22 protein-coding genes are annotated in these 21,543 nt (G+C 40.9%); 13 read left to right on the top strand and 9 right to left on the bottom strand.

Going from position 1 to position 21,543, the window contains the following annotated elements; translation table 11 throughout:
* Positions 1–26 precede the first annotated feature (26 nt).
* Positions 27–158, bottom strand: a complete 132-nt coding sequence (gene psbN, locus WKK05_RS34925; protein WP_341527537.1) for a photosystem II reaction center protein PsbN — start codon at positions 156–158, stop codon at positions 27–29.
* 85 nt (positions 159–243) lie between these two features.
* On the opposite strand from psbN, the gene psbH reads away from it, so the two are divergent.
* The 3 genes from psbH (at position 244) to pth (ending at position 1,684) form a co-directional block, all read left to right on the top strand.
* On the top strand, positions 244–447 hold the full coding sequence (gene psbH / locus WKK05_RS34920) for a photosystem II reaction center protein PsbH (protein ID WP_341527536.1): 204 nt from the start codon (positions 244–246) through the stop codon (positions 445–447).
* Positions 448–736: 289 nt separating this feature from the next.
* Positions 737–1,009, top strand: coding sequence for a TatA/E family twin arginine-targeting protein translocase (locus WKK05_RS34915; protein WP_341527535.1), 273 nt, complete (start codon positions 737–739; stop codon positions 1,007–1,009).
* A 33-nt stretch (positions 1,010–1,042) separates the two neighbouring features.
* A complete protein-coding gene (gene pth, locus WKK05_RS34910; RefSeq protein ID WP_341527534.1) occupies positions 1,043–1,684 on the top strand; it encodes an aminoacyl-tRNA hydrolase in 642 nt (213 codons plus the stop codon).
* A 267-nt stretch (positions 1,685–1,951) separates the two neighbouring features.
* Here the strand turns inward: pth and rpsU are convergent, their stop codons facing one another.
* The gene (gene rpsU, locus WKK05_RS34905) at positions 1,952–2,131 is read right to left on the bottom strand and encodes a 30S ribosomal protein S21 (RefSeq protein WP_086686558.1); all 180 of its coding nucleotides are present in this window, start codon (positions 2,129–2,131) and stop codon (positions 1,952–1,954) included.
* A 412-nt stretch (positions 2,132–2,543) separates the two neighbouring features.
* Positions 2,544–3,404, bottom strand: coding sequence for a 16S rRNA (cytidine(1402)-2'-O)-methyltransferase (gene rsmI, locus WKK05_RS34900; RefSeq protein ID WP_341527533.1), 861 nt, complete (start codon positions 3,402–3,404; stop codon positions 2,544–2,546).
* Positions 3,405–3,530: 126 nt separating this feature from the next.
* On the opposite strand from rsmI, the gene WKK05_RS34895 reads away from it, so the two are divergent.
* From WKK05_RS34895 to WKK05_RS34880, 4 genes are all read left to right on the top strand, one after another.
* The gene (locus tag WKK05_RS34895) at positions 3,531–4,388 is read left to right on the top strand and encodes a sugar kinase (protein WP_341527532.1); all 858 of its coding nucleotides are present in this window, start codon (positions 3,531–3,533) and stop codon (positions 4,386–4,388) included.
* Positions 4,389–4,450: 62 nt separating this feature from the next.
* Positions 4,451–5,308, top strand: a complete 858-nt coding sequence (locus WKK05_RS34890; protein WP_341527531.1) for a 3'(2'),5'-bisphosphate nucleotidase CysQ — start codon at positions 4,451–4,453, stop codon at positions 5,306–5,308.
* A gap of 458 nt (positions 5,309–5,766) precedes the next feature.
* Positions 5,767–6,093 carry an RNA-binding protein gene (locus WKK05_RS34885; RefSeq protein ID WP_341527530.1) on the top strand — a complete coding sequence of 109 codons (327 nt, stop codon included), beginning with the start codon at positions 5,767–5,769 and terminating at the stop codon, positions 6,091–6,093.
* A 197-nt stretch (positions 6,094–6,290) separates the two neighbouring features.
* Positions 6,291–7,013: a hypothetical protein gene (locus tag WKK05_RS34880; RefSeq protein WP_341527529.1), complete on the top strand. Its 723-nt coding sequence runs from the start codon at positions 6,291–6,293 to the stop codon at positions 7,011–7,013.
* A 126-nt stretch (positions 7,014–7,139) separates the two neighbouring features.
* Here WKK05_RS34880 and WKK05_RS34875 read toward each other — a convergent pair whose 3' ends face one another.
* From WKK05_RS34875 to WKK05_RS34865, 3 genes are all read right to left on the bottom strand, one after another.
* Positions 7,140–8,027 (bottom strand): hypothetical protein, encoded by an 888-nt coding sequence (locus WKK05_RS34875; protein ID WP_341527528.1) that lies wholly within the window; start codon positions 8,025–8,027, stop codon positions 7,140–7,142.
* Positions 8,028–8,075: 48 nt separating this feature from the next.
* Positions 8,076–8,588 carry a hypothetical protein gene (locus WKK05_RS34870; protein ID WP_341527527.1) on the bottom strand — a complete coding sequence of 171 codons (513 nt, stop codon included), beginning with the start codon at positions 8,586–8,588 and terminating at the stop codon, positions 8,076–8,078.
* Positions 8,589–8,775: 187 nt separating this feature from the next.
* Positions 8,776–9,417 (bottom strand): class I SAM-dependent methyltransferase, encoded by a 642-nt coding sequence (locus tag WKK05_RS34865; RefSeq protein ID WP_341527526.1) that lies wholly within the window; start codon positions 9,415–9,417, stop codon positions 8,776–8,778.
* Between the two features lie 224 nt (positions 9,418–9,641).
* On the opposite strand from WKK05_RS34865, the gene WKK05_RS34860 reads away from it, so the two are divergent.
* From WKK05_RS34860 to WKK05_RS34840, 5 genes are all read left to right on the top strand, one after another.
* Positions 9,642–11,324: a glycosyltransferase family 39 protein gene (locus tag WKK05_RS34860; RefSeq protein ID WP_341527525.1), complete on the top strand. Its 1,683-nt coding sequence runs from the start codon at positions 9,642–9,644 to the stop codon at positions 11,322–11,324.
* A gap of 225 nt (positions 11,325–11,549) precedes the next feature.
* Positions 11,550–12,017, top strand: a complete 468-nt coding sequence (locus WKK05_RS34855; protein WP_341527524.1) for a MarR family transcriptional regulator — start codon at positions 11,550–11,552, stop codon at positions 12,015–12,017.
* A 147-nt stretch (positions 12,018–12,164) separates the two neighbouring features.
* On the top strand, positions 12,165–13,655 hold the full coding sequence (locus WKK05_RS34850; protein WP_341527523.1) for an HlyD family secretion protein: 1,491 nt from the start codon (positions 12,165–12,167) through the stop codon (positions 13,653–13,655).
* A 126-nt stretch (positions 13,656–13,781) separates the two neighbouring features.
* Complete coding sequence (locus tag WKK05_RS34845) at positions 13,782–15,053, top strand: MFS transporter (RefSeq protein WP_341527522.1); 1,272 nt, start codon at positions 13,782–13,784, stop codon at positions 15,051–15,053.
* Between the two features lie 251 nt (positions 15,054–15,304).
* The gene (locus WKK05_RS34840; protein ID WP_341527521.1) at positions 15,305–16,900 is read left to right on the top strand and encodes a DHA2 family efflux MFS transporter permease subunit; all 1,596 of its coding nucleotides are present in this window, start codon (positions 15,305–15,307) and stop codon (positions 16,898–16,900) included.
* Positions 16,901–16,929: 29 nt separating this feature from the next.
* Here WKK05_RS34840 and WKK05_RS34835 read toward each other — a convergent pair whose 3' ends face one another.
* The 3 genes from WKK05_RS34835 to acs all read right to left on the bottom strand — a co-directional run bounded on the left by WKK05_RS34835 (position 16,930) and on the right by acs (position 20,684).
* Positions 16,930–17,688, bottom strand: coding sequence for a Uma2 family endonuclease (locus WKK05_RS34835; RefSeq protein ID WP_341527520.1), 759 nt, complete (start codon positions 17,686–17,688; stop codon positions 16,930–16,932).
* A gap of 223 nt (positions 17,689–17,911) precedes the next feature.
* Positions 17,912–18,586: a tetratricopeptide repeat protein gene (locus WKK05_RS34830; RefSeq protein ID WP_341527519.1), complete on the bottom strand. Its 675-nt coding sequence runs from the start codon at positions 18,584–18,586 to the stop codon at positions 17,912–17,914.
* A gap of 124 nt (positions 18,587–18,710) precedes the next feature.
* A complete protein-coding gene (acs, locus tag WKK05_RS34825) occupies positions 18,711–20,684 on the bottom strand; it encodes an acetate--CoA ligase (RefSeq protein WP_341527518.1) in 1,974 nt (657 codons plus the stop codon).
* A 169-nt stretch (positions 20,685–20,853) separates the two neighbouring features.
* Between acs and WKK05_RS34820 the strand changes: the two genes are divergently transcribed.
* Positions 20,854–21,495 (top strand): restriction endonuclease subunit R, encoded by a 642-nt coding sequence (locus tag WKK05_RS34820; RefSeq protein ID WP_341527517.1) that lies wholly within the window; start codon positions 20,854–20,856, stop codon positions 21,493–21,495.
* Positions 21,496–21,543 lie beyond the last annotated feature (48 nt).

The raw sequence follows: 21,543 nt of genomic DNA, 5'->3' as shown, positions 1-21,543 counted from the left end.
TAATTTTGAATTCCGCGTCGCGGTACTTAGTCTTCGTGATCATCAAAAGGGTCTGACAATTGCTTGCTAGGAGGGCCGAAAGAAGTATAAATGGCAAAGCCAGTAATGGCAACTAGGACGACGGATACAGAAATGCTAAGAACTATTGCGGGTTCCATAAATTAGAGATAAATTATGAGTGCTATTCTTATAGAATATTACAGAAGATTAAAAAAAGCTTTGGCAACTAATCTTAGGTGAACTATGGCACAACGGACTAGGTTGGGAGATATCCTGAAACCACTTAACTCTGAGTATGGGAAAGTGGCTCCAGGTTGGGGTACTACCCCTGTAATGGCTGTTTTTATTTTGCTATTTTTTGTATTTCTGCTGATTATTCTGCAACTTTACAATAGAACACTGTTGGTTCAGGATGTACTCGTCGACTGGCGGAGTTTAGGCAACTAACTAATACAGAGCTATCAAGTTTGGATAACAAGTTAACCAACACCCGGCTCGTCCGGGTTTTTTTGTTAGTTGTAATTTGTAATTTGATTGGTTAAACGATTTAACTTAAAGAATGATACAAATACATTGGTAGGGACACGACACGGCATTCTTACGTCCTGACAATAAATCTATGTCTATCAAAATTTTATGAATTGGTATTACTCATTTTTCTTTAATATTGACCATTGACTAAACTACATAATATGTGAGTTTATCCGGTAGTTTTAAAGTTGATAGGAGACAAAAAATGAATATATTTGGTATCGGTCTGCCAGAAATGGCTGTAATTATGGTAGTGGCGCTGTTAATCTTTGGCCCAAAGAAGCTACCAGAGATTGGTCGTAGTGTAGGTAAAACAATTCGCAGTTTTCAAGATGCTTCTAAGGAGTTTCAAAACGAGTTTCAAAAAGAGGCGGAACAGTTAGAAGAAGCTGTAAAAACTACCGCTGAATTGGAACCTAAGAAAATTGAGCCTGCTAAATCGGAGCAAGATACTGCTAGTTCTTCCCAAGCTAGCTAGGAGATTGCTGCGTATTGATTATCTGTAGGCAAAATGACAGAAGCTGATAAAAAACCTGTTTTGGTGATTCCCCAGCTAATAGTCGGGTTGGGGAACCCAGAACCAAAGTATGAGCAAACACGCCACAATATTGGCTTTGCATCTGTGGATGCTTTGTCGCGTTCTTGGCGCATTCCCTTAGCAGAAAATCGCAAATTTCAAGGGGAGTATGGCGAGGGTATTGCACCAAATGGCAGCAAAATTCGCTTGCTGAAGCCATTAACTTATATGAATCGCTCAGGACAGGCAATACAAGCGGTAACGAGTTGGTATAAGTTGCCTTCAGAATCAGTGCTGGTGATTTATGACGATATGGATTTGCCTTTGGGAAAAACTCGCCTACGCTTGTCTGGTTCTGCTGGTGGACACAATGGGATGAAGAGTGCGATCGCACATCTTAGCACCCAAAACTTTCCCCGGCTGCGAATCGGTATTGGTAAACCAAAAAATGCTGTCAATACCGATAACTCAGAAACTGTATCCCATGTGCTTGGAAGATTTTCTGCTGCTGAAACTCAATTGATGTCGCTTGTACTTCAGTTCGTAGCTGAGTGCTTAGAACTCAGCCTCAAACAGGGAGTAGAAAAGGCTATGAATCTTTGTAATAGCCGCACCATCGATAATTCTGACTTCTAAAGGTGGGTGAATGCTATCCTGCAAGCTTGACAAAAGAAATTAAGGGGTCTTTGAAGACATTTTTTTGGTTCTAGGCAGCTATTTTAACTGACTTGAATCAACCCGAATAACGTTCTGAATGCAGCTTGCTTGCAAGGATAGCAATCTACCTACACCCCAAGAAGGGGTGCGGCAAATATTGCTTAATTTTTTGTAAGAATAATGGCAACGCGCTGTTACTTGTTTTAGGTTATTACCTCAAGCAACGCCAGTACCAAACCAATAGGTTTATTTAAAACGACGTTTGCGTCTAGCTGCCACTGCCTTACGTTTGCGTTTTTCTAACGGTGTTTCGAAGTGCCGATGATATTTTACGTCAGCCAATATACCAGCTTTGGAAACCTGGCGTTTAAACCGACGCAGAGCTGAATCTATTCCTTCGTTTTCTCCTAGAAGCACTTGGGTCATTCTTGCCTTTTCCTCATTATCGATAATTTCCATTGTAATATTAGCCTCAAAGTTAGTAAAACTCCCCAAAGCAAAGCCAACAGCAGAGGTGATTCATCCAGATGAGACGGGTTATCTGTGCTTATCGGTTATGAAATTGGCATTTAGCTATTAATTAATTGCTATTACCCTAATGCACTATCGGCGGCAGCAGCAAAATAGAAAAAATATAATATTAAATTATCAAAAGGCACTAATTTACTAATAATCTAGCCATGTTAGGTACTTTTCATAAGCAGAAAATTCTCTTATTTCTACTTATTTTAAAAGAGGTTTATTGTATAAGTACTATAAGTGAATCTGCTCAATAGCTGAACTTCGATAATTCATGACTGATCGGACTCGAACAACTCGTGTTGACAACATTTACGAATCAGGAATCAGAACTCAAGACTATAGAAAGAGCTAATTGATAAATTTGGCGACGCGTAAGGGAAGTAAATTTGGCTAATTGACGGCTAGCTTGCGATCGCGATATTCCCTGACTAATTAAATGTTGTAATTCAACTTTGAGTTGTGCTTCTGTAAGTTGGGTTTCACTGGGTGGGTTTCCCGCCACTACTAGCGTATATTCGCCTTGGGGTTCACGTTGGTCGTAGTGAGCGATCGCCTCGGCAATTGTCCCCCGCCAAAATTCCTCATACAATTTAGTTAACTCTCGTCCTAGCACAATTTGGCGATCGCTTCCCCAAACTTCTGCTAAATCTTCTAAAGTTTCTCGCAAGCGGTGCGGCGACTCGTAGAAAATCAATGTGCGAGATTCTGTTTGCAGAGATTCTAAATGTTCTCGCCGTTGTTGACCTTTTGCTGGTAAAAAGCCTTCAAAGACAAATCGGTCTGTTGGTAGTCCAGCTGCACTCAATGCAGTAATAGCCGCACTAGCACCAGGAATAGGAACTACTGATATCCCTGCCTCAATACAAGCTTTCACCAATTCATAACCAGGATCAGAAATTCCTGGCATTCCAGCATCACTGACGAGAGCGATCGCTTTACCATTAGCTAAATGCTCTAATAATTCTGGAATGCGGCTACTACGATTGTGTTCGTGATAACTCACCTGGGGAGTTTTAATTTGAAAATGCTGTAACAGTTTCCCTGTATGACGCGTGTCTTCCGCAGCAATCATATCCACCGTTTGCAAAATTCGCACTGCCCGAAAGGTCATATCTTCCAGGTTGCCAATAGGTGTGCCGACAACGTAAAGTGTTTCTGGTTTGGGATCGGTCTGCATGAGTTAAACGATTGGGGATTGGGGACTGGGGACTGGGGATTGGGGACTGGGGACTGGGTACTAATGACAAATAACAAATGACAAATGACCAATGACCAATGACAAATGACAAATGACAAATGACCAATGACAAATGGATTATTTGTAGGTTTAGTAACCTTAGATTTGATTTACCTCGCTGAGTCTGCACCTAAGAATAATCAGAAAATAGTAGCTATTGACTATACTGTGGCGGCAGGTGGCCCAGCTACAAATGCGGCTGTCACTTTCAGTCATTTAGGTAATCAAGCTCAGATTTTAGGTGTGGTGGGTTCTCATCCCATGACGCAGCTAATTCGAGGAGATTTAGCAAATTGTCAAGTTGCGATCGCTGATCTTGATCCTAGTACTAATACAGCATTGCCTGTCTCTTCTATCATTGTCACCCAAAGTACAGGTGAACGAGCTGTGGTTTCTATTAATGCTGTAAAAACTCAAGCTAGCCACACATCTATTCCACCAGATATTTTACAAAATGTCGATATTGTACTAATTGATGGACACCAGATGGTGGTTAGTTATGACATAGCCCTAATGGCTAAAGCTAAGAATATACCAGTAATTATTGATGGTGGTAGTTGGAAAACTGGTTTTGAGCAAGTTTTGCCTTTTGTAGATTATGCTGTTTGTTCTGCTAATTTTTATCCCCCTTTCTGCCGCACAGAGCAAGAAGTTTTTGCATATCTAAATGCATTTAAAATTCCCCACATTGCTATTACACATGGTGAAAAACCGATTGAATATTTGAGTGACTCTAAAACTGGCTTTGTAGATGTGCCTCAGACTCCTGCAATTGATACACTTGGGGCTGGAGATGTTTTTCATGGTGCGTTTTGTCATTTCATCTTACAAGAAAGTTTTACCGATGCACTGGCACAAGCAGCTAATATTGCCGCTGATTCTTGTCGATTTTTCGGCACGCGCCGCTGGATGGATTCACAGTAATAACGCACAAAGGTGTGTCTTTACTCAGGTTATACATATTCAAGTTAAATAAGGCTGAATTAATGAAAGACTTAGAAGAAATATTAGCGATCGCTCTTGATGTGGGTAGGGAAGCATCAAATATACTCCGGTCTTACTATCACGAGACCATAGAAGACTTTAACTTAAAAGTGCAATATAAAGACAATGAGCCTGTAACTGTTGCAGATGTAGCTGTAAGTCAATATATTTTGGAGAGTCTACAAACGGCTTTAGGTAATGAAGATTTTACCTATATCAGTGAAGAAACCTATCAATTGCAAAGCGCACAGATGTGCGCCCCTAGCTGGGTATGGATAATTGACCCCTTGGATGGCACGCGAGACTTTATCGAAAAAACTGGTGATTATGCAATTCATATCGCATTGGTAAAGGAGACACGTCCAGTACTCGCAGTAGTGGCAGTACCTGAAGCAGAAAAGTTGTACTACGCTACAAAAGGTGGAGGTACGTTTGTTGAAACCTCTGCTGGATGTGTTCCTTTACAAGTTTCATCAGACAAAAAAATTGAGGATTTAACCTTAGTCGTTAGTCGCTCTCACCGCAATGAACGGCTCAATTACTTACTACAACATTTACCATGTCAAAATCAGAAATCTATTGGTAGTGTAGGTTGCAAAATCGCCGCCATTGTTGAACAACAGGCAGATGTGTACATATCTCTTTCTGGCAAGTCTGCGCCTAAAGACTGGGACATAGCCGCCCCAGAATTGATACTAACTGAGGCAGGTGGTCAATTCACGCATTTTGATGGCACTCCATTACAATACAACACAGGTGATATCAATCAGTGGGGTGGTTTGCTTGCTAGCAACGGTCAGCATCATCAGCTGTTGTGTAGCGAAGCCCAAAAGGCTTTATCAGAGTTTACTTCTGCCTAAAAGCTGCTCTAGTTTTAGATAAATGAAGTTTAAAATATACCTTCAATACAGACGCCCAATTTAGGACAACTAAGCCGGAAAATATTTTTTCCTACCTATTACCTATTACCTATTCCTGATTTCTGATTTCCAAGACAGTTAATCATGGTATAATTTCCTCCACTACTCAATTCAAATTCATACCTTTTATATTCCGCAGCCTAAATTTTCAAAGTAAAAACTTATGGGCGATCGCTAGTTGCCACTAACTTGCATCTAAACAGTGCGATATCGGGCATTTTGTGACACAATTCCTAGAGTTTTCTCTTTGCAAAAATCTCCGTGTGAACCGAGAGGTAAAGGCTGTGGTATAGTTGTGTATATAAGAATTATTTTCGGTTGAGTAACTCATTTTGATTTTTAAAAGGCGTCTCTCCGAATTTAACTCTCTACACTGTAAATTCGGAGACGTTCTATTTATGTCGATTTATGTCGGTAACCTGTCTTACAATGTTACAGAAGACGACCTGAAACGAGCTTTTGCAGAATACGGAACAGTTAGCAAGGTTCAATTACCTACTGACCGTGAGACAGGACGTGTGCGGGGGTTTGCTTTTGTAGAAATGGAAACAGAAGCACAAGAACAAGCTGCCATTGATGCACTTGACGGTGCTGAGTGGATGGGGCGTGATTTAAAAGTGAACAAGGCTAAGCCCCGCGAGGAAAGATCAAGCAACCCTCGTGGAAGTTGGGGTGGTAATAACCGTGGTGGTGGCGGTGGTGGTGGCGGTCGCCGCAGCTACTAAGTTTTCTACAGCAAATTTTATTCACATTTAGAGTCTCCAGTAGATAAAGCCAAAAGCTCAAATCTGCTGGAATATTTTATTTTGTTTCTAGCTTTAAACTATTCACCCATATTGAAATAGATTTCGCTTACTGTATGCCCATAAAGTATTGTAGATATTATTAGTCTGCAATCTTTGGCTATGGATTTTCAGGAACAATGTTACGACTTTATCATTTATTGCTAGGTTTTATTTTAATAACCTTAATGCCCCTGGGAGCAAAATTTGTTTTCCCTCAATTTTCAGCTACCAAAATAGAACAACGTCCAGCTGTGGCAAAGCTTCCTAATCTCAGGGAGGGAAATATTTGGAAGCAAATTCTCGCAACCGCAACAGCTCCAACGGGCTGGCAAGTGGCTGCTTGTGAAGGAAATGCACCTTTGTTGTGTGTCTCCTCAAAAGGAGAAATTTTAGGTACGGTTGAAATTGGGGTTTACCCACTAGCAAATAATCAAGATTTCCAAAAGAAACTAGTGGCAGCAGGCATTCCACCAAGTTCCCAGGTGGACTACCGAAATCCCCAATACCAAACTCAGATAGTAACAGCACTTAAAGCTTGGGTTGCAGACTTCTATACTAGTTTGGCAAAAGACCGCGAAGCTGAATATGGCAAGCAAATTGTTTTCTCAGCTTATCCAGCCCAACCAGTACCTATTGGTAAACTTCAAGGAATCCGTTATGGGTTTGCTGGAATCAAACAACAAGGTGGGGTACAAGAGCAACATATTAGTCATGTAACCTTTGATGGTGCTGCTCTTTATGTAATCACCACTGCCTTTGACCCAGGTTCAGAAACAGGGAAATTTGAGAAACTGGAAAATTTAGCTATTTTTCAACCTTATTTGGATGCGATCGCAACGAATCTGCGTTTGCCAAATTAAGGAATAGGGCATTGGCGATTATTAAGAAGCGGAGGGAGAGCAGGAGACTGGGAAAAGAATAACTGATGATTAATGCCCTATGCCCTATGCCCAATCCCCTATGCCCTATGCCCAATCCCTAAACTACTAAATCTCTGCAACAGCTCGTTCAATCAAGCGACGTGCTAAGGTTTGTGTGCCTGTATGTTCATAGTAATTTGTTGCTACATCCAGGAAAGCCGCTAGATAATCTAACTTGTCATCAGCTAATTCCATAAAACCTTGCAAGTGATGAACAACCTTTTGTGGCGTTAAATTATTGCTAGTGACGATACCATTCATCCAACCTTTAACTGAGTCAAAGCTTTCGCCAATAAAGTTAAGTTTGCTACCATCATTGCTTCCGGGAATCACATCTTTGATGTTTTGGAAAGTCGAGTTTTTTTCTAACTCTTGGGGATTTGTTTGATTAAGCCCAGATACTGCTTTTTGGATGAAATCTGGGCCCAGAGGTATCAATCCATCAACGCAAATTAATGCCACCATGCGGATAAGTGATTCACCACTATACTCACCCAAAGAAGCGACAAAATCCCCAATACTGTCTCCAGGAATGCCGTTAATTTGGCAGAAGGCTACTAATTCAGCAACTAATTTCAAAGACAAATCAATTGTTTGCGCTTTGTCAGGTTTGGGAGTCACAGAATTTAAAAAACCTAACAGAGGAATTTTTTCACCGACTTTGTTAGCTAAAGCCGCTGCACCAAGGGCTTTATCTGTACTATCTACAGTTTGATAAAGCCACAAAGCTCGTTGATATCCTTGTGATTTGTCGTTGAATAGATAAATTGCTCGTTCGCCAATTTGCTGAATTAAGTCTTCATCGTCTTCGCCAGTAACAGTCTTAATTGTGTTAACAAAGCCGACAGTATTTTGCCACTGACCAGGAGCAATAAAATCCAGAGAGTTCAACATAGAAATAGTCAAGCCGCTGGTTGGAAGTTGATCAACCAACTCAAAAATCGATTTGCTCACAACAATCTCCTTATTGTGCTTTTGTTATCTAAATGTTTGTAGCGCGGCTTATTTGAGCCTAGCCAGACCATTAAGGTTAAATTTTTCTAACCAATTGGCGCGATCGCTTGCTGTAAATGAAGCAGAACGGGAAAGTGCTTTTACTTGATACTTCCCTACCAAAATTGCCGTCTGCGTCTTACCTACTTCTATGGCTGGATAACCGCCAATTTTTTGAGTACTCTTAGAGAACTTAGCCGCTGCATTAGGCGTACTAGTAGTATCTGAAATAGATAGCACAGCTAGCTCTTTACCGTCTTTTTTCAACTTCGCTTCTGCAAAGCCTTTCTTCTCTTGAGTATAAACGCGCTGGTAGCCATTCCCAGATGCTGGGAAAAATTTGTTAAATTCACTTCCCTGAGTTGCAGTTTTGGAAACCGCTTGACCACTTTTTTTCTGGGTGCTGTCTTGTTGCACTTGGTCAAAACGTCCCGGTGTTTTTGGACTACCACAGGCTGCGGTCAGTAGTAACACTGACAACAACAAAGCAGCTAAAATCCTACGCTTGCGGGGTAAAGTCATCTTTGGCTCTCCATATACTTGAGCTTTGAGGCAATTATCTGCGCTGCTGTCGGTTTAATCCAGAAAATTTACTATTTGATAACTATTGTGGGGTATCAAGGATTACTAGTTAGGAGCCAAGAGTCAAGAATTAGTATTTTTCCCCTTGTCCCCCTTGTCCCTTTGTCTCCCACTCCCCTACTCAGCACTACTGACGATGAGCTACCACAGCATAAAACGGATCTCCTCCCGGTGCGCCCAACCACTGTAAGAAATTCGGTACTGTTGACTTATGGACAATGACTTCTGGGGTAGTAAACCCTGGTACTGAGGCGAAATAGTTTTTGACTAATTCCACTCGGTGATCTTCTGAAGCATCCCGCCAAGCTTGAATCGCCTTTTGAAAAAACATCCGGTTAGAAAAGCTGATAATTGCAACGCCACCAGGCTTAAGGATGCGGTGAATTTCAGAAAATACAGCCTCTGGATATTGTATATACTGCACAGAAACGCAGTTGAGAACGGCATCAAAATCTTGATCTGGTAAGGGTAGCTGCGGATTTTCGTTGATATTTTGGACTAAATAATGATTTAAGCGGGGATTACGTGCTAATTCCTCTGCGTTGAGTCCGTGTCCTTCAACATGAGCAAACTCTATCTCTTCTGGCAAATGAGATACCCAACTGCTCATCATATCCAAAATCCGGGTGTTGGGTTTCAGGCGATCGCGATATAAATCCGTTAGCCGTTGAATAAATCCTTCATCTACATGGGTGACGAAGCGGGGATAGTCGTAAAACAGCTTATCGTCTGTGTCATCTAACTTGACGCGTTGATTCGGTCTTAACATAAATCTCTTTTTTGCCAATTTGTCACAAAATTGGCTGAATTTCAGGTATTTTTTGAAAAAACGTTCTGTAACATATTTTAATAAAAGTAAGAGATATTAACTAGTGCTTGCAGGAAGAGGGCGAAGAGGTTGATACTCTGGTATTGAATACTAACTTAAACACATTGTTTACTTTCGCTCACCTGCACCAGACCAGATAACAGCATTACACTACTATCTATTCAATGTTATATAGACTACGCTCCTTGCAACCTATATGGCGGCAAATGCGCCTATCAGTAGCATTTCCCTATATTACTTTGTTACTTTGGATACTCCCTTTATTGCTATTCAATTCTGGGCAGAATAGCCTGATGGCACATGATGAAGGGCTGTATGCTTGGCGAGCGCGTCAGATGCTGGACTCTGGCGACTGGATAGCACCTTGGGGTAATGCTCATCATAAAACTCCTGGCCCATATTGGATAATTGCCAGTTGTTATAAGCTGTTTGGAATTAGTGAATTTAGTGGGCGAATTCCTAATATGATTGCTGGTATTTTAGTTTTGTTTTTAGTATATGAAATCAGCAAAATCCTGCTAGCGAAAAATTTAGCTTGGCTAACTGGGGCAATTTTAAGTATTGAATTTCTTTGGCTGCAATATTGCCGATTAGGTACGCCCGATATGCCAATGATTTTATTGGTACTTTTAGCTATTTTTTCTTTAATAAAAGCAGAGTTGTACCCTAAATATAGCCATTTTTGGACTTTAATTGCTGGACTAAGTTTTGGTTTAGGCTTCTTAGTCAGAAGCTTCATGATTTTTGTGCCAATCATAGCTCTATTACCTTATTTAGTTTTGGAGCATCGCCGTCATCGTCATCTTATCAACCCATTATTATATTTAGGGTTTGTAGTAGGTTTAATTCCTACCTTCAGTTGGTTATGGTTTAACTGGCAACGCTACGGTAATGTCAGTTTTGAGCAGCTGTTCAAGTTTGTTTTAGATTTAGGTTCCGATGATCGTAATCACAATGGAGCATTTTTTTACATCTGGAATATACCTTTAAAATCATTCCCTTGGTTTTTCTTTAGTCTTTTAGGCTTAGTTTTAGTATTACGTCGTCCTATTCCACGCTACCATTTGATCTTGGTTGGTTTTCCGCTAGTAATGTTTGCTGAACTTAGCCTGTTTTCTACTCGTCTATCTCACTATAGTCTTTGCATTTATCCCTTCATAGCAATGCTCGCAGCAGTGGGTTTAAACTGGTTGGGGAGAATTTATGAAACAGGACTTATACAAAAAGATATCCCCACTCAATCCCCCCTTAAAAAGGGGGGAAATATATTTATTCCCCCCTTTTTAAGAGTGGCTGGAGGGAATCTCCCGCGTAACCTCAGTTACGCCACAGGCGTATTAGGTATTTTACTTTTATTAGGGGCTATATTCGTTTTTGTTTGGGGCAGTGCTGATATTCGCAAGTATGCAATTCTTGGTTTAATTGTCGGGTTAGGTTGGTTAATTTTGCCAGTAGTGTGGATTAGTCGTTATCACTTTGGGCAAAAGTTTCTCACAGCACGTTACTGGATAGCTGGTTGGTTGATTCCCTGTTGGCTGGCTTTGGCTGTAGCTGGTAGTCTGGGTTTATTAGGCGACTATAATCCTGTTTATAGAACTTTTTTACAACAAAAAGCGATCGCTTCAGTTCTCCAAACTCATCCTATTTACTTTGTGCAGCTTGGCGGGAAAAACTCTGTACTGCTTAACTTCTACACTCCTATTCATGGCGAACGAGTAAATACAATTTCGCAACTCCCAGCTTCTAGCTACGCTTGGATTTATACAAAAAACTCCCTTGAACCGTCAAAGCCTTACCGTATTCTTGGTAAAGTGCAAGACTATCAGTTGATTCAAGTTATTCCCTAGAAAAAGAGAGTGGGAGAGTGGGAGACAAAGGAACAAGGAGGAAAAATACTAATTCTTGACTCCTGTAGAGACGCGTAGACGCTCGAAGAGCGGCTTCTCGTAAGAGTATAATCGCGTCTCTACTCTGCAAATTCTTCCTTAAGAACGATGTAAAGCAGGTGTTGCTAAGACGAACTATCCTCATATATAATAATATTACGTACACTAACTAATTATTATTTAAAAATGGTTGCTCAATTAAATAATACTCCGGCTTTGGAGTCTTGGCAGCAAGCTCTTGCGCCATACAATTTGGGTTATAGAATCAAATTGTTATCACAACTGCTCAGCCGCAAGTTTACTGAAAAGTTAGAACCGCTGGGACTAACTCCATTTCACTGGTTGGTGTTGTGCTGCTTATGGCAAGAAGATGGTTTACCTACTTCTAGCATTGGAGATAAGCTCAAGCAAGTGGGCGGAACTTTAACGGGTGTACTAGATCGCATGGAAGAACGCGGTTTAGTACGTAGAGAACGGGATTCTCACGATCGCCGCATCTGGCGAATCTGGCTAACAGATGCAGGCAAAGAACTAGAAACAGTTTTACCTCCAATTGCTGTGGAAGTGCGTGAAGAAGCAATGCAGGGTATTTCCTATGCTGAGCGTGAAATCTTCTCCCAAATCTTAAATCGCGCGATTTCTAACCTCTCCTAAAGGATTATCCCACAATCACCCAACTGGGGGAGGCATTGTTAAGTTTTGTTTTGGCATAATATTACGTACACTAAGCAAGTTTAGATAAACATCTCGCAATTAAATATTACGCATTCTAAATAAAAAAATCTTAAGCGAGTTAAAAATATGGGCGCTACTACTTCAAACGGACGCAATCAAAAGCAAACCCTAGTGTTAGAAAAAGAGTTGATAAAAGATTCAGAGACTTTAGAGACCGTAACTTCAGAGACATATACAAAGACAAAAGCGCCTGTTGCAGAGCCTGAAACTGGTGTAAATCAAGAGCCAGAGACAGGGAAAGATGTTAAACCAAAGCGTAAAAAACCGATTAAGTTAATTGTGGCAGGGTTAGGTGTAGGTGCGATCGCCGCAGGTGCTTTTGGATATCATTACTGGCAGTACGCCTCTACCCATCAAGAAACAGACAACGCTACTGTTGCAGGACATATTCACCAAGTTAGCAGTAAGATTCCGGGAACTGTCAGTCAAGTTTTAGTCAATGATAACCAGCTGGTGCAACCAGGACAGTTATTAGTCAAGCTTGATCCACGAGACTATGAGAGTAAAGTGCAGCAAGCACAAGCAGCACTGCAAAATGCTCAACGTCAAGCTCAAGCAGCACAAGCAAATATTGCCCTATCCGCACAAACAACTACTGGTAAGACTGCCCAGGCGCAGGGAGATGTCAGCAGTGCAGCAGCAGCAATTTCTACAGCACAAGCAGCTGTGCAAGAAGCACAAGCAGGGATACCAGCGGCACAAGCTGATGTGAAGTCTGCCGAAGCTGGAATACCCGCAGCACAAGCGCAAGTAGCACAGGCTAATGCCAATTTGGAAAGGGCGCAAGCAGATTATAACCGTTACAATAGCCTATTTAAAGAAGGTGCAATTCCTCGCCAGCAGTTAGACACAGCCAGGGCAGCCTATGATGTCGCCGTAGCCCAAAAGAATGCTGCTGTTCAGGGAGTAGAGCAAGCACAAGCCAGATTAGCCTCTGCGAGAGTTGGCGTAGCCAAAGCGCAATCTGTGTTAGCACAAGCACAACAAAATGTGACTAATGCTCAAGCTAAACTCGCTGCTTCTAGAGGAGGACTGCAACAAGCTACTGCTAACGGACAACAAACAGCAGTGAACAGAAGTCAATATGAAGCGGCAAGAGCAACAATTAGCCAAGCTGAAGCTTCATTAAAAGACGCACAATTGCAGTTGTCTTACACTAACATTACCGCCCCTAGTGCTGGACGGGTGGGCAAGAAAAACGTCGAAGTTGGCAACCGATTACAAGCAGGAACGCCACTAATGGCGATAGTGGATAACGAGTATTGGGTAACTGCAAACTTCAAAGAAACCCAATTGGGAAATATGCGTCCTGGACAGGAAGCCGAAATAAAACTGGATACATTCCCCAACCACACTTTTAAGGGTCGTGTTGATAGTATTTCGCCAGCTTCTGGCGCTCAGTTTGCTTTATTACCACCCGATAATGCTACAGGTAACTTTACCAAAGTAGTACAGCGCATCCCCGTAAAAATTGTTTTCGACCAGAAGAGTATTCAAGGATATGAATCACGGATTACTCCTGGGATGTCTGCGGAAATCGCCGTGGAAGTCAAGTAATACCAAATTGCTTTAAAACACATCAATAATCTCTGTCTTGCCTTTATCTCTCTCCACCTCTGGAGAGGCGTTAGAGGCAAACTGAACTGATATTTATAAAAGCATATTGGTATAAAGCAAGCCTACATGAAAACACAAGCTACCCAAAAACAATCGCTACTACCTGCATTAAAGTCAAGAAATTACCAACTTTTTTTTGCTGGACAAGGTGTTTCCCTGATTGGAACGTGGATGACACAACTTGCTACTATTTGGCTAGTTTATAAGTTAACAAACTCCCCATTAATGTTAGGAGTTGTGGGCTTTACTAGTCAAATTCCCAGCTTCTTTTTAGCTCCCTTTGGTGGGGTGTTTGTGGATCGCTTTTCTCGATATCGTACCTTAATCGGTACGCAAATATTGGCGATGATTCAGTCTTTAGCATTAGCAGTGCTGGCGCTAACTGGCGTGATTCAAGTCTGGCACATCATCGTTTTAAGCTTGTTTCAAGGATTTATTAACGCCTTGGATGCACCAGCACGACAGGCATTTGTGCCAGAACTGGTTGAACGTAGAGAAGATTTAGCCAATGCGATCGCGATTAACTCAACTATGGTTAATGGGGCGCGATTAATTGGCCCTGCGATCGGGGGTTTGTTAATTGCCAAAGTGGGAGCTAGTTACTGTTTTTTAATAGATGGTTTGAGCTATATTGCCGTAATCGCCGCTTTATTGGCAATGAAAATTAAGCCTTGGAAAGTTTCAGTAGATAACAGCAATCCCTTGCAAAGAGTCAAAGAGGGATTTGTCTATGCTTTTAGCTTTCCACCTATTCGTGCAATCTTATTACTATCAGCTTTAGTCAGCTTAATGGGACAGCAAAACACTACACTTGTACCAATTTTTGCTGAAGATATTTTAAAAGGTGGTGCAGAAACTCTAGGGTTTTTAATGGCGGCATCGGGAGTTGGAGCATTAGCAGGCGGAATTTATTTGGCGACACGGCAAACAATATTAGGGGTTGGCAAATTGATTGCCATAGCTCCAGCAATTTTAGGAATCGGTTTGATTTGTTTTTCTTTATCAAGATTTCTACCACTTTCTTTATTCACAATGTTGTTTGTTGGCTTAGGAACGATTCTTCAGATTGCTGCTAGTAATACAGTTTTACAAACCATTGTTGATGAAGACAAACGTGGAAGATTAATGAGTTTATACACAATGTCATTTTTAGGAATGATTCCCGTAGGTAATTTATTAGGAGGTTTTTTAGCAACTCATCTCGGTGCTTCATTAACATTAATTGTTGATGGCATAGCTTGTATTATTGGGTCTATTATTTTTAGCAGGCAGTTACCTACGTTAAGGCAACTAGTACGCCCAATTTATGAGCTAAAAGGAATTTATCCTCAGAAATAAGCAAAAAATTTTCGCTAACAAAGCTGCTATTTAAATTATTGTTAATACTATTTTTTCGTTAATTTTATGATTCAATAAAATTGAACTTTTACTTATTGTTTTGATAGGCAATTTCTATTTTATCTCAGCCTAAAAGATGAAATTGCTTTTGACTTTTTAAATATAAATAAATTTTGATAACTCAATAATGCTTCGTTTGACATCTATAATAATACATTTTAAAGATTAACCTAAGAAAGTGGAGCAATACTATGGCTAATACAGGTTCAATTCGTCAGTCAGGACAAAGTTCTGCTGTCCCGCCAAATCGTGTCCCGTTGAGAACTTGGATTGGTGTATTAGCTAGTATGCTTGGCGCATTCATGGCAGTTTTAGATATTCAAATCACTAACTCCTCTCTGCAAGATATTCAAGCAAGCTTAGGGGCAACTTTAGAAGAAGGTTCGTGGATTTCTACTGCTTATCTCGTGGCAGAAATTGTAGTAATTCCTTTAACGGGATGGTTATCGCGGGTATTTTCCCTACGACTTTATTTATTAGTAAATACTGCGTTATTTATCTTCTTTTCTATATGCTGTGCTTGGGCATGGGATCTCAATTCCATGATTTTCTTTCGCGCCTTACAAGGTTTCTGTGGAGGAGTTTTAATTCCTTCTGCTATGACAGTTGTGTTGACAACCTTGCCACCATCTAAGCAAGCAGTTGGGCTAGCAGCATTTGCTATTACAGCAGTTTTTGCACCATCAATTGGCCCGACATTAGGCGGTTGGTTAACAGACAACTATGGTTGGGAGTATAACTTTTATATAAATGTAGTTCCAGGGGTATTGATGATTACGGGGGTATGGTACGGGATTAAGCAAGAAATACCCCAGTTACAATTGTTAAAGAATGGCGACTGGTGGGGAATTATTTCAATGGCGATTGGATTAGGTTCTCTACAAGTTGTTTTAGAAGAAGGTAGCCGCAAAGATTGGTTTGGTTCAGCATTAATTGTACGCTTGAGTATAGTAGCAGCCATTTTTATAGCGCTATTTTTCTTTATAGAACTAACTCGCAAGCAACCATTTATTAATTTGCGCCTTATACGTTATCGTAATTTTGGTTTAGCAAGTATTGTTAATGTATCTTTAGGCGTTGGACTATATGGTTCAATTTATATTTTACCTTTGTATCTTGCTCAAATCCAAGGTTATAATGCACTGCAAATTGGAGAAGTATTAATTTGGGCTGGGATTCCCCAATTATTTATTATTCCTTTTCTACCTAGAGTGATGCAACGCATTGATGTGCGGTTAATGGTAGCCGTGGGAGTCACTTTGTTTGCTATTAGTGCATTTATGAATTCGGGAATGACTAATCAAACAGGATTAGATCAGTTGAGATGGTCTCAACTTGTAAGAGCAATGGGACAACCACTAATTATGGTTCCACTTACCTCAATTGCTACTGCTGGTTTAAAACCGCAAGAAGCAGGTTCAGCAAGTGGTTTATTTAATATGATGCGTAATATGGGTGGTTCTATAGGAATTGCTTCTTTAGCAACTTTATTAACTAATAGAGAGCAATTTCACTCGAATAGATTAGGTGATGCAGTATCTTTATATAGTCCAGCAACTCAACAGCGCTTAAACGAGCTGACACAGTATTTTGTCAGCCGAGGAGCAGATTTAGTGACAGCGCAAAATCAGGCGATCGCATCTATATCTAACGTCGTCCGCCGTGAAGCTTATGTGATGGCTTTTAATGATTGTTTCTACTTTATAGGTATTGCTTTATTACTCAGTGGAATAGCAATTATTTTCCTTAAGAAGGTGAAGACAACTGGTGGTGCTGTTGGTCATTAACAGTTTAGTTAAAAATATTTTAATTTTTTCTAATCTAACATTTCTGGATCGATTCCTAAAGCATTGAGTTGTTCAGCAGAAAGCGATCGCAATTTTTCTACAATTCTTTCTCGCTTCTGTCGCTCAACATCAGCGCTTTCTTCACCCGTTAGCAGCAAATTTCCTTGTGCATCCCACCAACGTAACCAGGGTAACTCTGCATTTTGGTACAATCCTTGCCAAATTCCCAACTCTACCCCAAGAGGAGCAATTGGGTAATGTCCTCGTTCATTTGCTGACATTAATTGATAGGTATTATCGATGAGATGATACACCTCAACTTGTGCTTTTGCTACTTCATAAATCCCATAATAAGGGACTCGAATTGCTTGCTCATAAATCCAAAACTTTCCAACATTTCCACCTTCACCCTGAGATGGCGGCGTTTTATCTCGTTCTTCTGAACCATCTCCAGAGACAAATTCCAACACAATTAACGGCGCGACATATTCTTTCCATAGCACATAAGAACGCCGCATTCTACCATCGAGGGTTGGCGGTACATTGGGTACATAAAACCAATCGGGTGCTTCAGCGCCTTTCTCTGGAGGATCTGTCAATCGCCAGTAAATACCTAAATCTTGCCCAATGCAATATCGACTATCAGAATGAAGTTCCTCTAGGACAAGTTTAATCGAGTCAGTAAGTAAGATACTTTGGGGATGCTCTTGCCAGTTTTTCACAAATGTACCATCTGAGTCTGGTAACTGAGTATGGTCAGGTAAAGTTAATGCCGATAGCGAAGTCATAGGCTTTAACCAGAGATATATCTAAATATTATTGTAGTAGTGTGGATGACTATCAAGGAGCGCTAGAAGATTATACGCAAACTATTCAATTAGATCCTGATTATACTGATGCTTATCCAACTAGATATTATCCAACATTCATGAATTAGGTGGGTACTCCCACCTAACAAATATTCTCGCTTACTTGATCGCAACTCAAAACAAATTTTCTGATAATATAAATTTAGGAAAGATTAGGATTATCTGAATTTTTTAGTTCTCGCAAAATTTGTTCAATTTGATAAACTTTTTCATTTCTCTTCTGTTGCTTGAAGATATCTAAAGCTTTTTCTAGAGAAGATACCGCTTCATCTCGTTTATTTGTTTGCCACTGTACTAGTGCCACATTAGTCAGTGCCTCGCCATAATTAGGATTAATTTCTAAAGCTTTTTGATATTCAGTAATTGCCTCTTGCCAGCGACTTTGACTGGCATAAACAACACCGATCGCATTGTAAGCTAAGGCATATTTAGATTGAAGCTCAATGGCTTTGCGGTAAGAGCTAATTGCTTCTTCGGCTCTGTTTTGCCGAAACAGTACATTTCCTAGTTGAAAGTGTGCAAAAGCGTCTTTGGGAAATTTTTTAAGTAGTTTGCGTAAATTTTCTTCTGCGCCTTTGAAATCTCTTTGAGAGTATAAATTATTAGCTTGTTGGATGAGCTGCGATCGCTCTGGTGAATTTGTATCTGTAGACTGCGCCAGTTTTTGTTCTTTGCTAAACTTTTCAGGCGAATTTAAAGAAACTTTTCCAGTAACCGCCAATACTAACGGTGATATACCAATTGTAGTTATAATACTCAGCGTTATGTAGCTAATAGATTGCACAAATACTGTTTTCTGCTTGTTCTTCAGCTTCATTGTCTTCAATGCCTAAACCTAAATAGTGTTCTAATTTTGATGAGAAATTGAGGTGCGCTAGCCAAGACATAACGCACCACGATTAATATTTAGTTGTAAATAGGGCTAACACATTTTGAATTGTTTACGTACCTTCCCGCAACTTATCTAACACACTTCTATCTTCTAAAGTAGAAGTATCACCAGAGACTTCTTGTCCCGATGCTAAGTTCCGCAACAGGCGCCGCATAATCTTACCCGATCGCGTTTTGGGCAAAGCGTCTGTAAACCGAATTTCACCGGGACGGGCGATCGCACCTATTTCTTTAACGACGTGTTGCTTGAGTTCTTTACTCAACTGTTCACTCGCCTGATAAGTACCTTCTAAAGTGATAAAAGCGACTACTTCTTCACCCTTGAGTTCATCTGGCTTACCAACTACCGCAGCTTCGGCAACTGCTGGATGCGAAACTAAAGCTGATTCTACTTCCATTGTTCCGAGACGGTGGCCTGATACATTAAGTACATCATCCACACGACCCATTACCCAGAAGTAGCCATCTTCATCTTGTCTCGCCCCATCACCAGCAAAGTAAGTATAGTTGCCATCTTTGGGGGGGATATGTTCCCAATAGGTACGGCGAAAGCGTTCAGGATTACCGTAGACTGTCCGCATCATTCCTGGCCAAGGATGACGCACCGCCAGATATCCGCCTTCATTGTTGGGTACAGTGTTACCGTCTAAATCTACGACATCCGCGAGAATTCCGGGGAAGGGACGAGTTGCTGAACCGGGTTTGGTTGCAATTGCCCCTGGTAAAGGTGTAATCATAATACCGCCCGTTTCTGTTTGCCACCATGTATCAACAATTGGGCAACGTTCACCGCCAATTACTTTGTGATACCAAATCCAAGCTTCTGGATTAATCGGTTCGCCAACAGTTCCCAGCAAACGCAATGAAGACAAGTTGCGGGTGTTGGGATGTTGTTCCCCCATCTTAATAAAGGCGCGAATTGCTGTAGGTGCAGTATAAAAAATATTGACGCCGTATTTTTCAATCACATCCCAGAAACAGCCAGGATTAGAAGCACGAGGCGCACCTTCGTACATCACAGTTGTTGCACCGTTGGAAAGCGGGCCGTAGACAATGTAACTATGACCAGTAATCCAACCCACGTCTGCGGTACACCAATATACATCTGTGTCTTGCAAGTCGAAGATCCACTTAGTGGTGATGTGGGTGTATAAGTTATAGCCAGCAGTAGTATGTACAACCCCCTTCGGCTTGCCTGTACTGCCGGAAGTGTAGAGGATAAACAGCATATCTTCGCTGTCCATTGGTTCAGCAGGACAATCGGCTGAGGCATCTTTTTGTAATTCGTGCCACCAATGATCGCGCCCGCCTAACTGCATATAAGTTTCTTGCCCGGTGCGCTTGACAACCAGAACATTTTCTACATTTGGAACAGCACCATCAGCTAAAGCTTTGTCTACTTGTTCTTTGAGAGGAACGATCGCATCTTTACGCCAACCACCATCAGCAGTAATTACCAGTTTAGCTTGAGCATCAATTAAGCGATCGCGTAAAGCTTCAGCACTAAAACCACCAAATACCACACTATGGGGTGCGCCAATTCTCGCACAGGCTAACATGGCGATCGCCGCTTCGGGAATCATCGGCATATAAATACCGACGCGATCGCCTTTTTGTATCCCCAATTGTTTCAGCACATTAGCAAATTGACAAACTTCTCTGTGTAGTTGGGCATAAGTGAGAGTACGCGAATCTCCTGGTTCCCCTTCCCAAATCAGCGCGGCTTTATTTTTCCGCCAAGTTGTGAGATGTCTGTCAAGACAGTTGTATGAAATATTCATCTTACCGCCGACGAACCATTTAGCAAAAGGCGGTTGCCAGTCTAGTACTGTGTCCCATTTTTGAAACCAGTGCAACTCCTTTTCGGCTAATTCTGCCCAGAATTGTTGAGGATCGGCTTTAGCTTGATCGTAGAGACGCTGATAATCTTCCAGACTTTTGATATGAGCATTCTCGGAAAATTCAGCAGGCGGATGGAATAGACGCTTCTCTTGTAGGATTGATTCTATAGTTGGTTGAGACATGGTTATGAATGCGATCGCTACGGCTACTGAAGTATATTCTTAACGGAGATTTGTCCCAAATTGTTTAGACTTTCATTAAAATGCACAAATGTAGAGACGTTACATTGCAACGCCTCTACTAAATAACGTTGCAAAATGTAAATAATATGCACAAACAAAGCCTTTAACTATGCCACTTACTGTTGAAGCCAGTAGCCTATCTCTTAACGATGTTCATCGCTTTCTCAAACTAGACAAGCTTTCAAATGCTTCATTCACAGATTTCTTAAGTTTAGAACCACTCTCTGAGTTTGAACAGCAGGATTTATTACGAATCGGAAACGACTTTGAGCGTTATCTATCAGCAGGCAAAATTTCTGAAGGTTTAGTTAAATTTTTAACAATTGCACCTTTAATGCGGTTAGCTGGGTTTTATGATGTCCCAATTCGGTTAACGATGGTAGATAGTATTGCGATCGCTGTTGAAGATGAGGATACAAATATTAAAGGTCAAATGGATATTTTAGCAGTCAACAGCGCCCAAGCAAAGACTCCACCAGTTTTTTGGGTTCTAGTGATCGAAACGAAAAATAGTGCTATAGATGTATCAGAAGGTCTACCACAACTACTTACCTATGCATTTAAAAGTTTAGAACAGCAAACATCTGTTTGGGGGCTAATGACTAACGGACTACGTTATCAATTTGTACATCTGATACAGGATAAGCCGCCAACTTATCAGCTAATGTCATTGTTAAACTTGAATGAATCTGAAAGTTCCAAGCTATTATTACAAGTTTTTAAAGCGATTTGTCAACTACTGAATATTTAACTACAACCAAATAAACGTTTTTGATAACAGAAATATTAACACCTACAA

It is taken from the genome of Nostoc sp. UHCC 0302 (genome assembly GCF_038096175.1).
GTDB lineage: Bacteria > Cyanobacteriota > Cyanobacteriia > Cyanobacteriales > Nostocaceae > UHCC-0302.
This window is presented reverse-complemented; position numbering and strand designations above follow the sequence as displayed.

Bases quoted from the DNA above. Each gene is read 5' to 3' on its own strand.
- psbN (WP_341527537.1), bottom strand. From the start codon at position 158: ATGGAACCCGCAATAGTTCTTAGCATTTCTGTATCCGTCGTCCTAGTT.
- psbH (WP_341527536.1), top strand. From the start codon at position 244: ATGGCACAACGGACTAGGTTGGGAGATATCCTGAAACCACTTAACTCT.
- WKK05_RS34915 (WP_341527535.1), top strand. From the start codon at position 737: ATGAATATATTTGGTATCGGTCTGCCAGAAATGGCTGTAATTATGGTA.
- pth (WP_341527534.1), top strand. From the start codon at position 1,043: ATGACAGAAGCTGATAAAAAACCTGTTTTGGTGATTCCCCAGCTAATA.
- rpsU (WP_086686558.1), bottom strand. From the start codon at position 2,131: ATGACCCAAGTGCTTCTAGGAGAAAACGAAGGAATAGATTCAGCTCTG.
- rsmI (WP_341527533.1), bottom strand. From the start codon at position 3,404: ATGCAGACCGATCCCAAACCAGAAACACTTTACGTTGTCGGCACACCT.
- WKK05_RS34895 (WP_341527532.1), top strand. From the start codon at position 3,531: ATGACAAATGGATTATTTGTAGGTTTAGTAACCTTAGATTTGATTTAC.
- WKK05_RS34890 (WP_341527531.1), top strand. From the start codon at position 4,451: ATGAAAGACTTAGAAGAAATATTAGCGATCGCTCTTGATGTGGGTAGG.
- WKK05_RS34885 (WP_341527530.1), top strand. From the start codon at position 5,767: ATGTCGATTTATGTCGGTAACCTGTCTTACAATGTTACAGAAGACGAC.
- WKK05_RS34880 (WP_341527529.1), top strand. From the start codon at position 6,291: ATGTTACGACTTTATCATTTATTGCTAGGTTTTATTTTAATAACCTTA.
- WKK05_RS34870 (WP_341527527.1), bottom strand. From the start codon at position 8,588: ATGACTTTACCCCGCAAGCGTAGGATTTTAGCTGCTTTGTTGTTGTCA.
- WKK05_RS34865 (WP_341527526.1), bottom strand. From the start codon at position 9,417: ATGTTAAGACCGAATCAACGCGTCAAGTTAGATGACACAGACGATAAG.
- WKK05_RS34860 (WP_341527525.1), top strand. From the start codon at position 9,642: ATGTTATATAGACTACGCTCCTTGCAACCTATATGGCGGCAAATGCGC.
- WKK05_RS34855 (WP_341527524.1), top strand. From the start codon at position 11,550: ATGGTTGCTCAATTAAATAATACTCCGGCTTTGGAGTCTTGGCAGCAA.
- WKK05_RS34850 (WP_341527523.1), top strand. From the start codon at position 12,165: ATGGGCGCTACTACTTCAAACGGACGCAATCAAAAGCAAACCCTAGTG.
- WKK05_RS34845 (WP_341527522.1), top strand. From the start codon at position 13,782: ATGAAAACACAAGCTACCCAAAAACAATCGCTACTACCTGCATTAAAG.
- WKK05_RS34840 (WP_341527521.1), top strand. From the start codon at position 15,305: ATGGCTAATACAGGTTCAATTCGTCAGTCAGGACAAAGTTCTGCTGTC.
- WKK05_RS34835 (WP_341527520.1), bottom strand. From the start codon at position 17,688: ATGACTTCGCTATCGGCATTAACTTTACCTGACCATACTCAGTTACCA.
- WKK05_RS34830 (WP_341527519.1), bottom strand. From the start codon at position 18,586: ATGAAGCTGAAGAACAAGCAGAAAACAGTATTTGTGCAATCTATTAGC.
- acs (WP_341527518.1), bottom strand. From the start codon at position 20,684: ATGTCTCAACCAACTATAGAATCAATCCTACAAGAGAAGCGTCTATTC.
- WKK05_RS34820 (WP_341527517.1), top strand. From the start codon at position 20,854: ATGCCACTTACTGTTGAAGCCAGTAGCCTATCTCTTAACGATGTTCAT.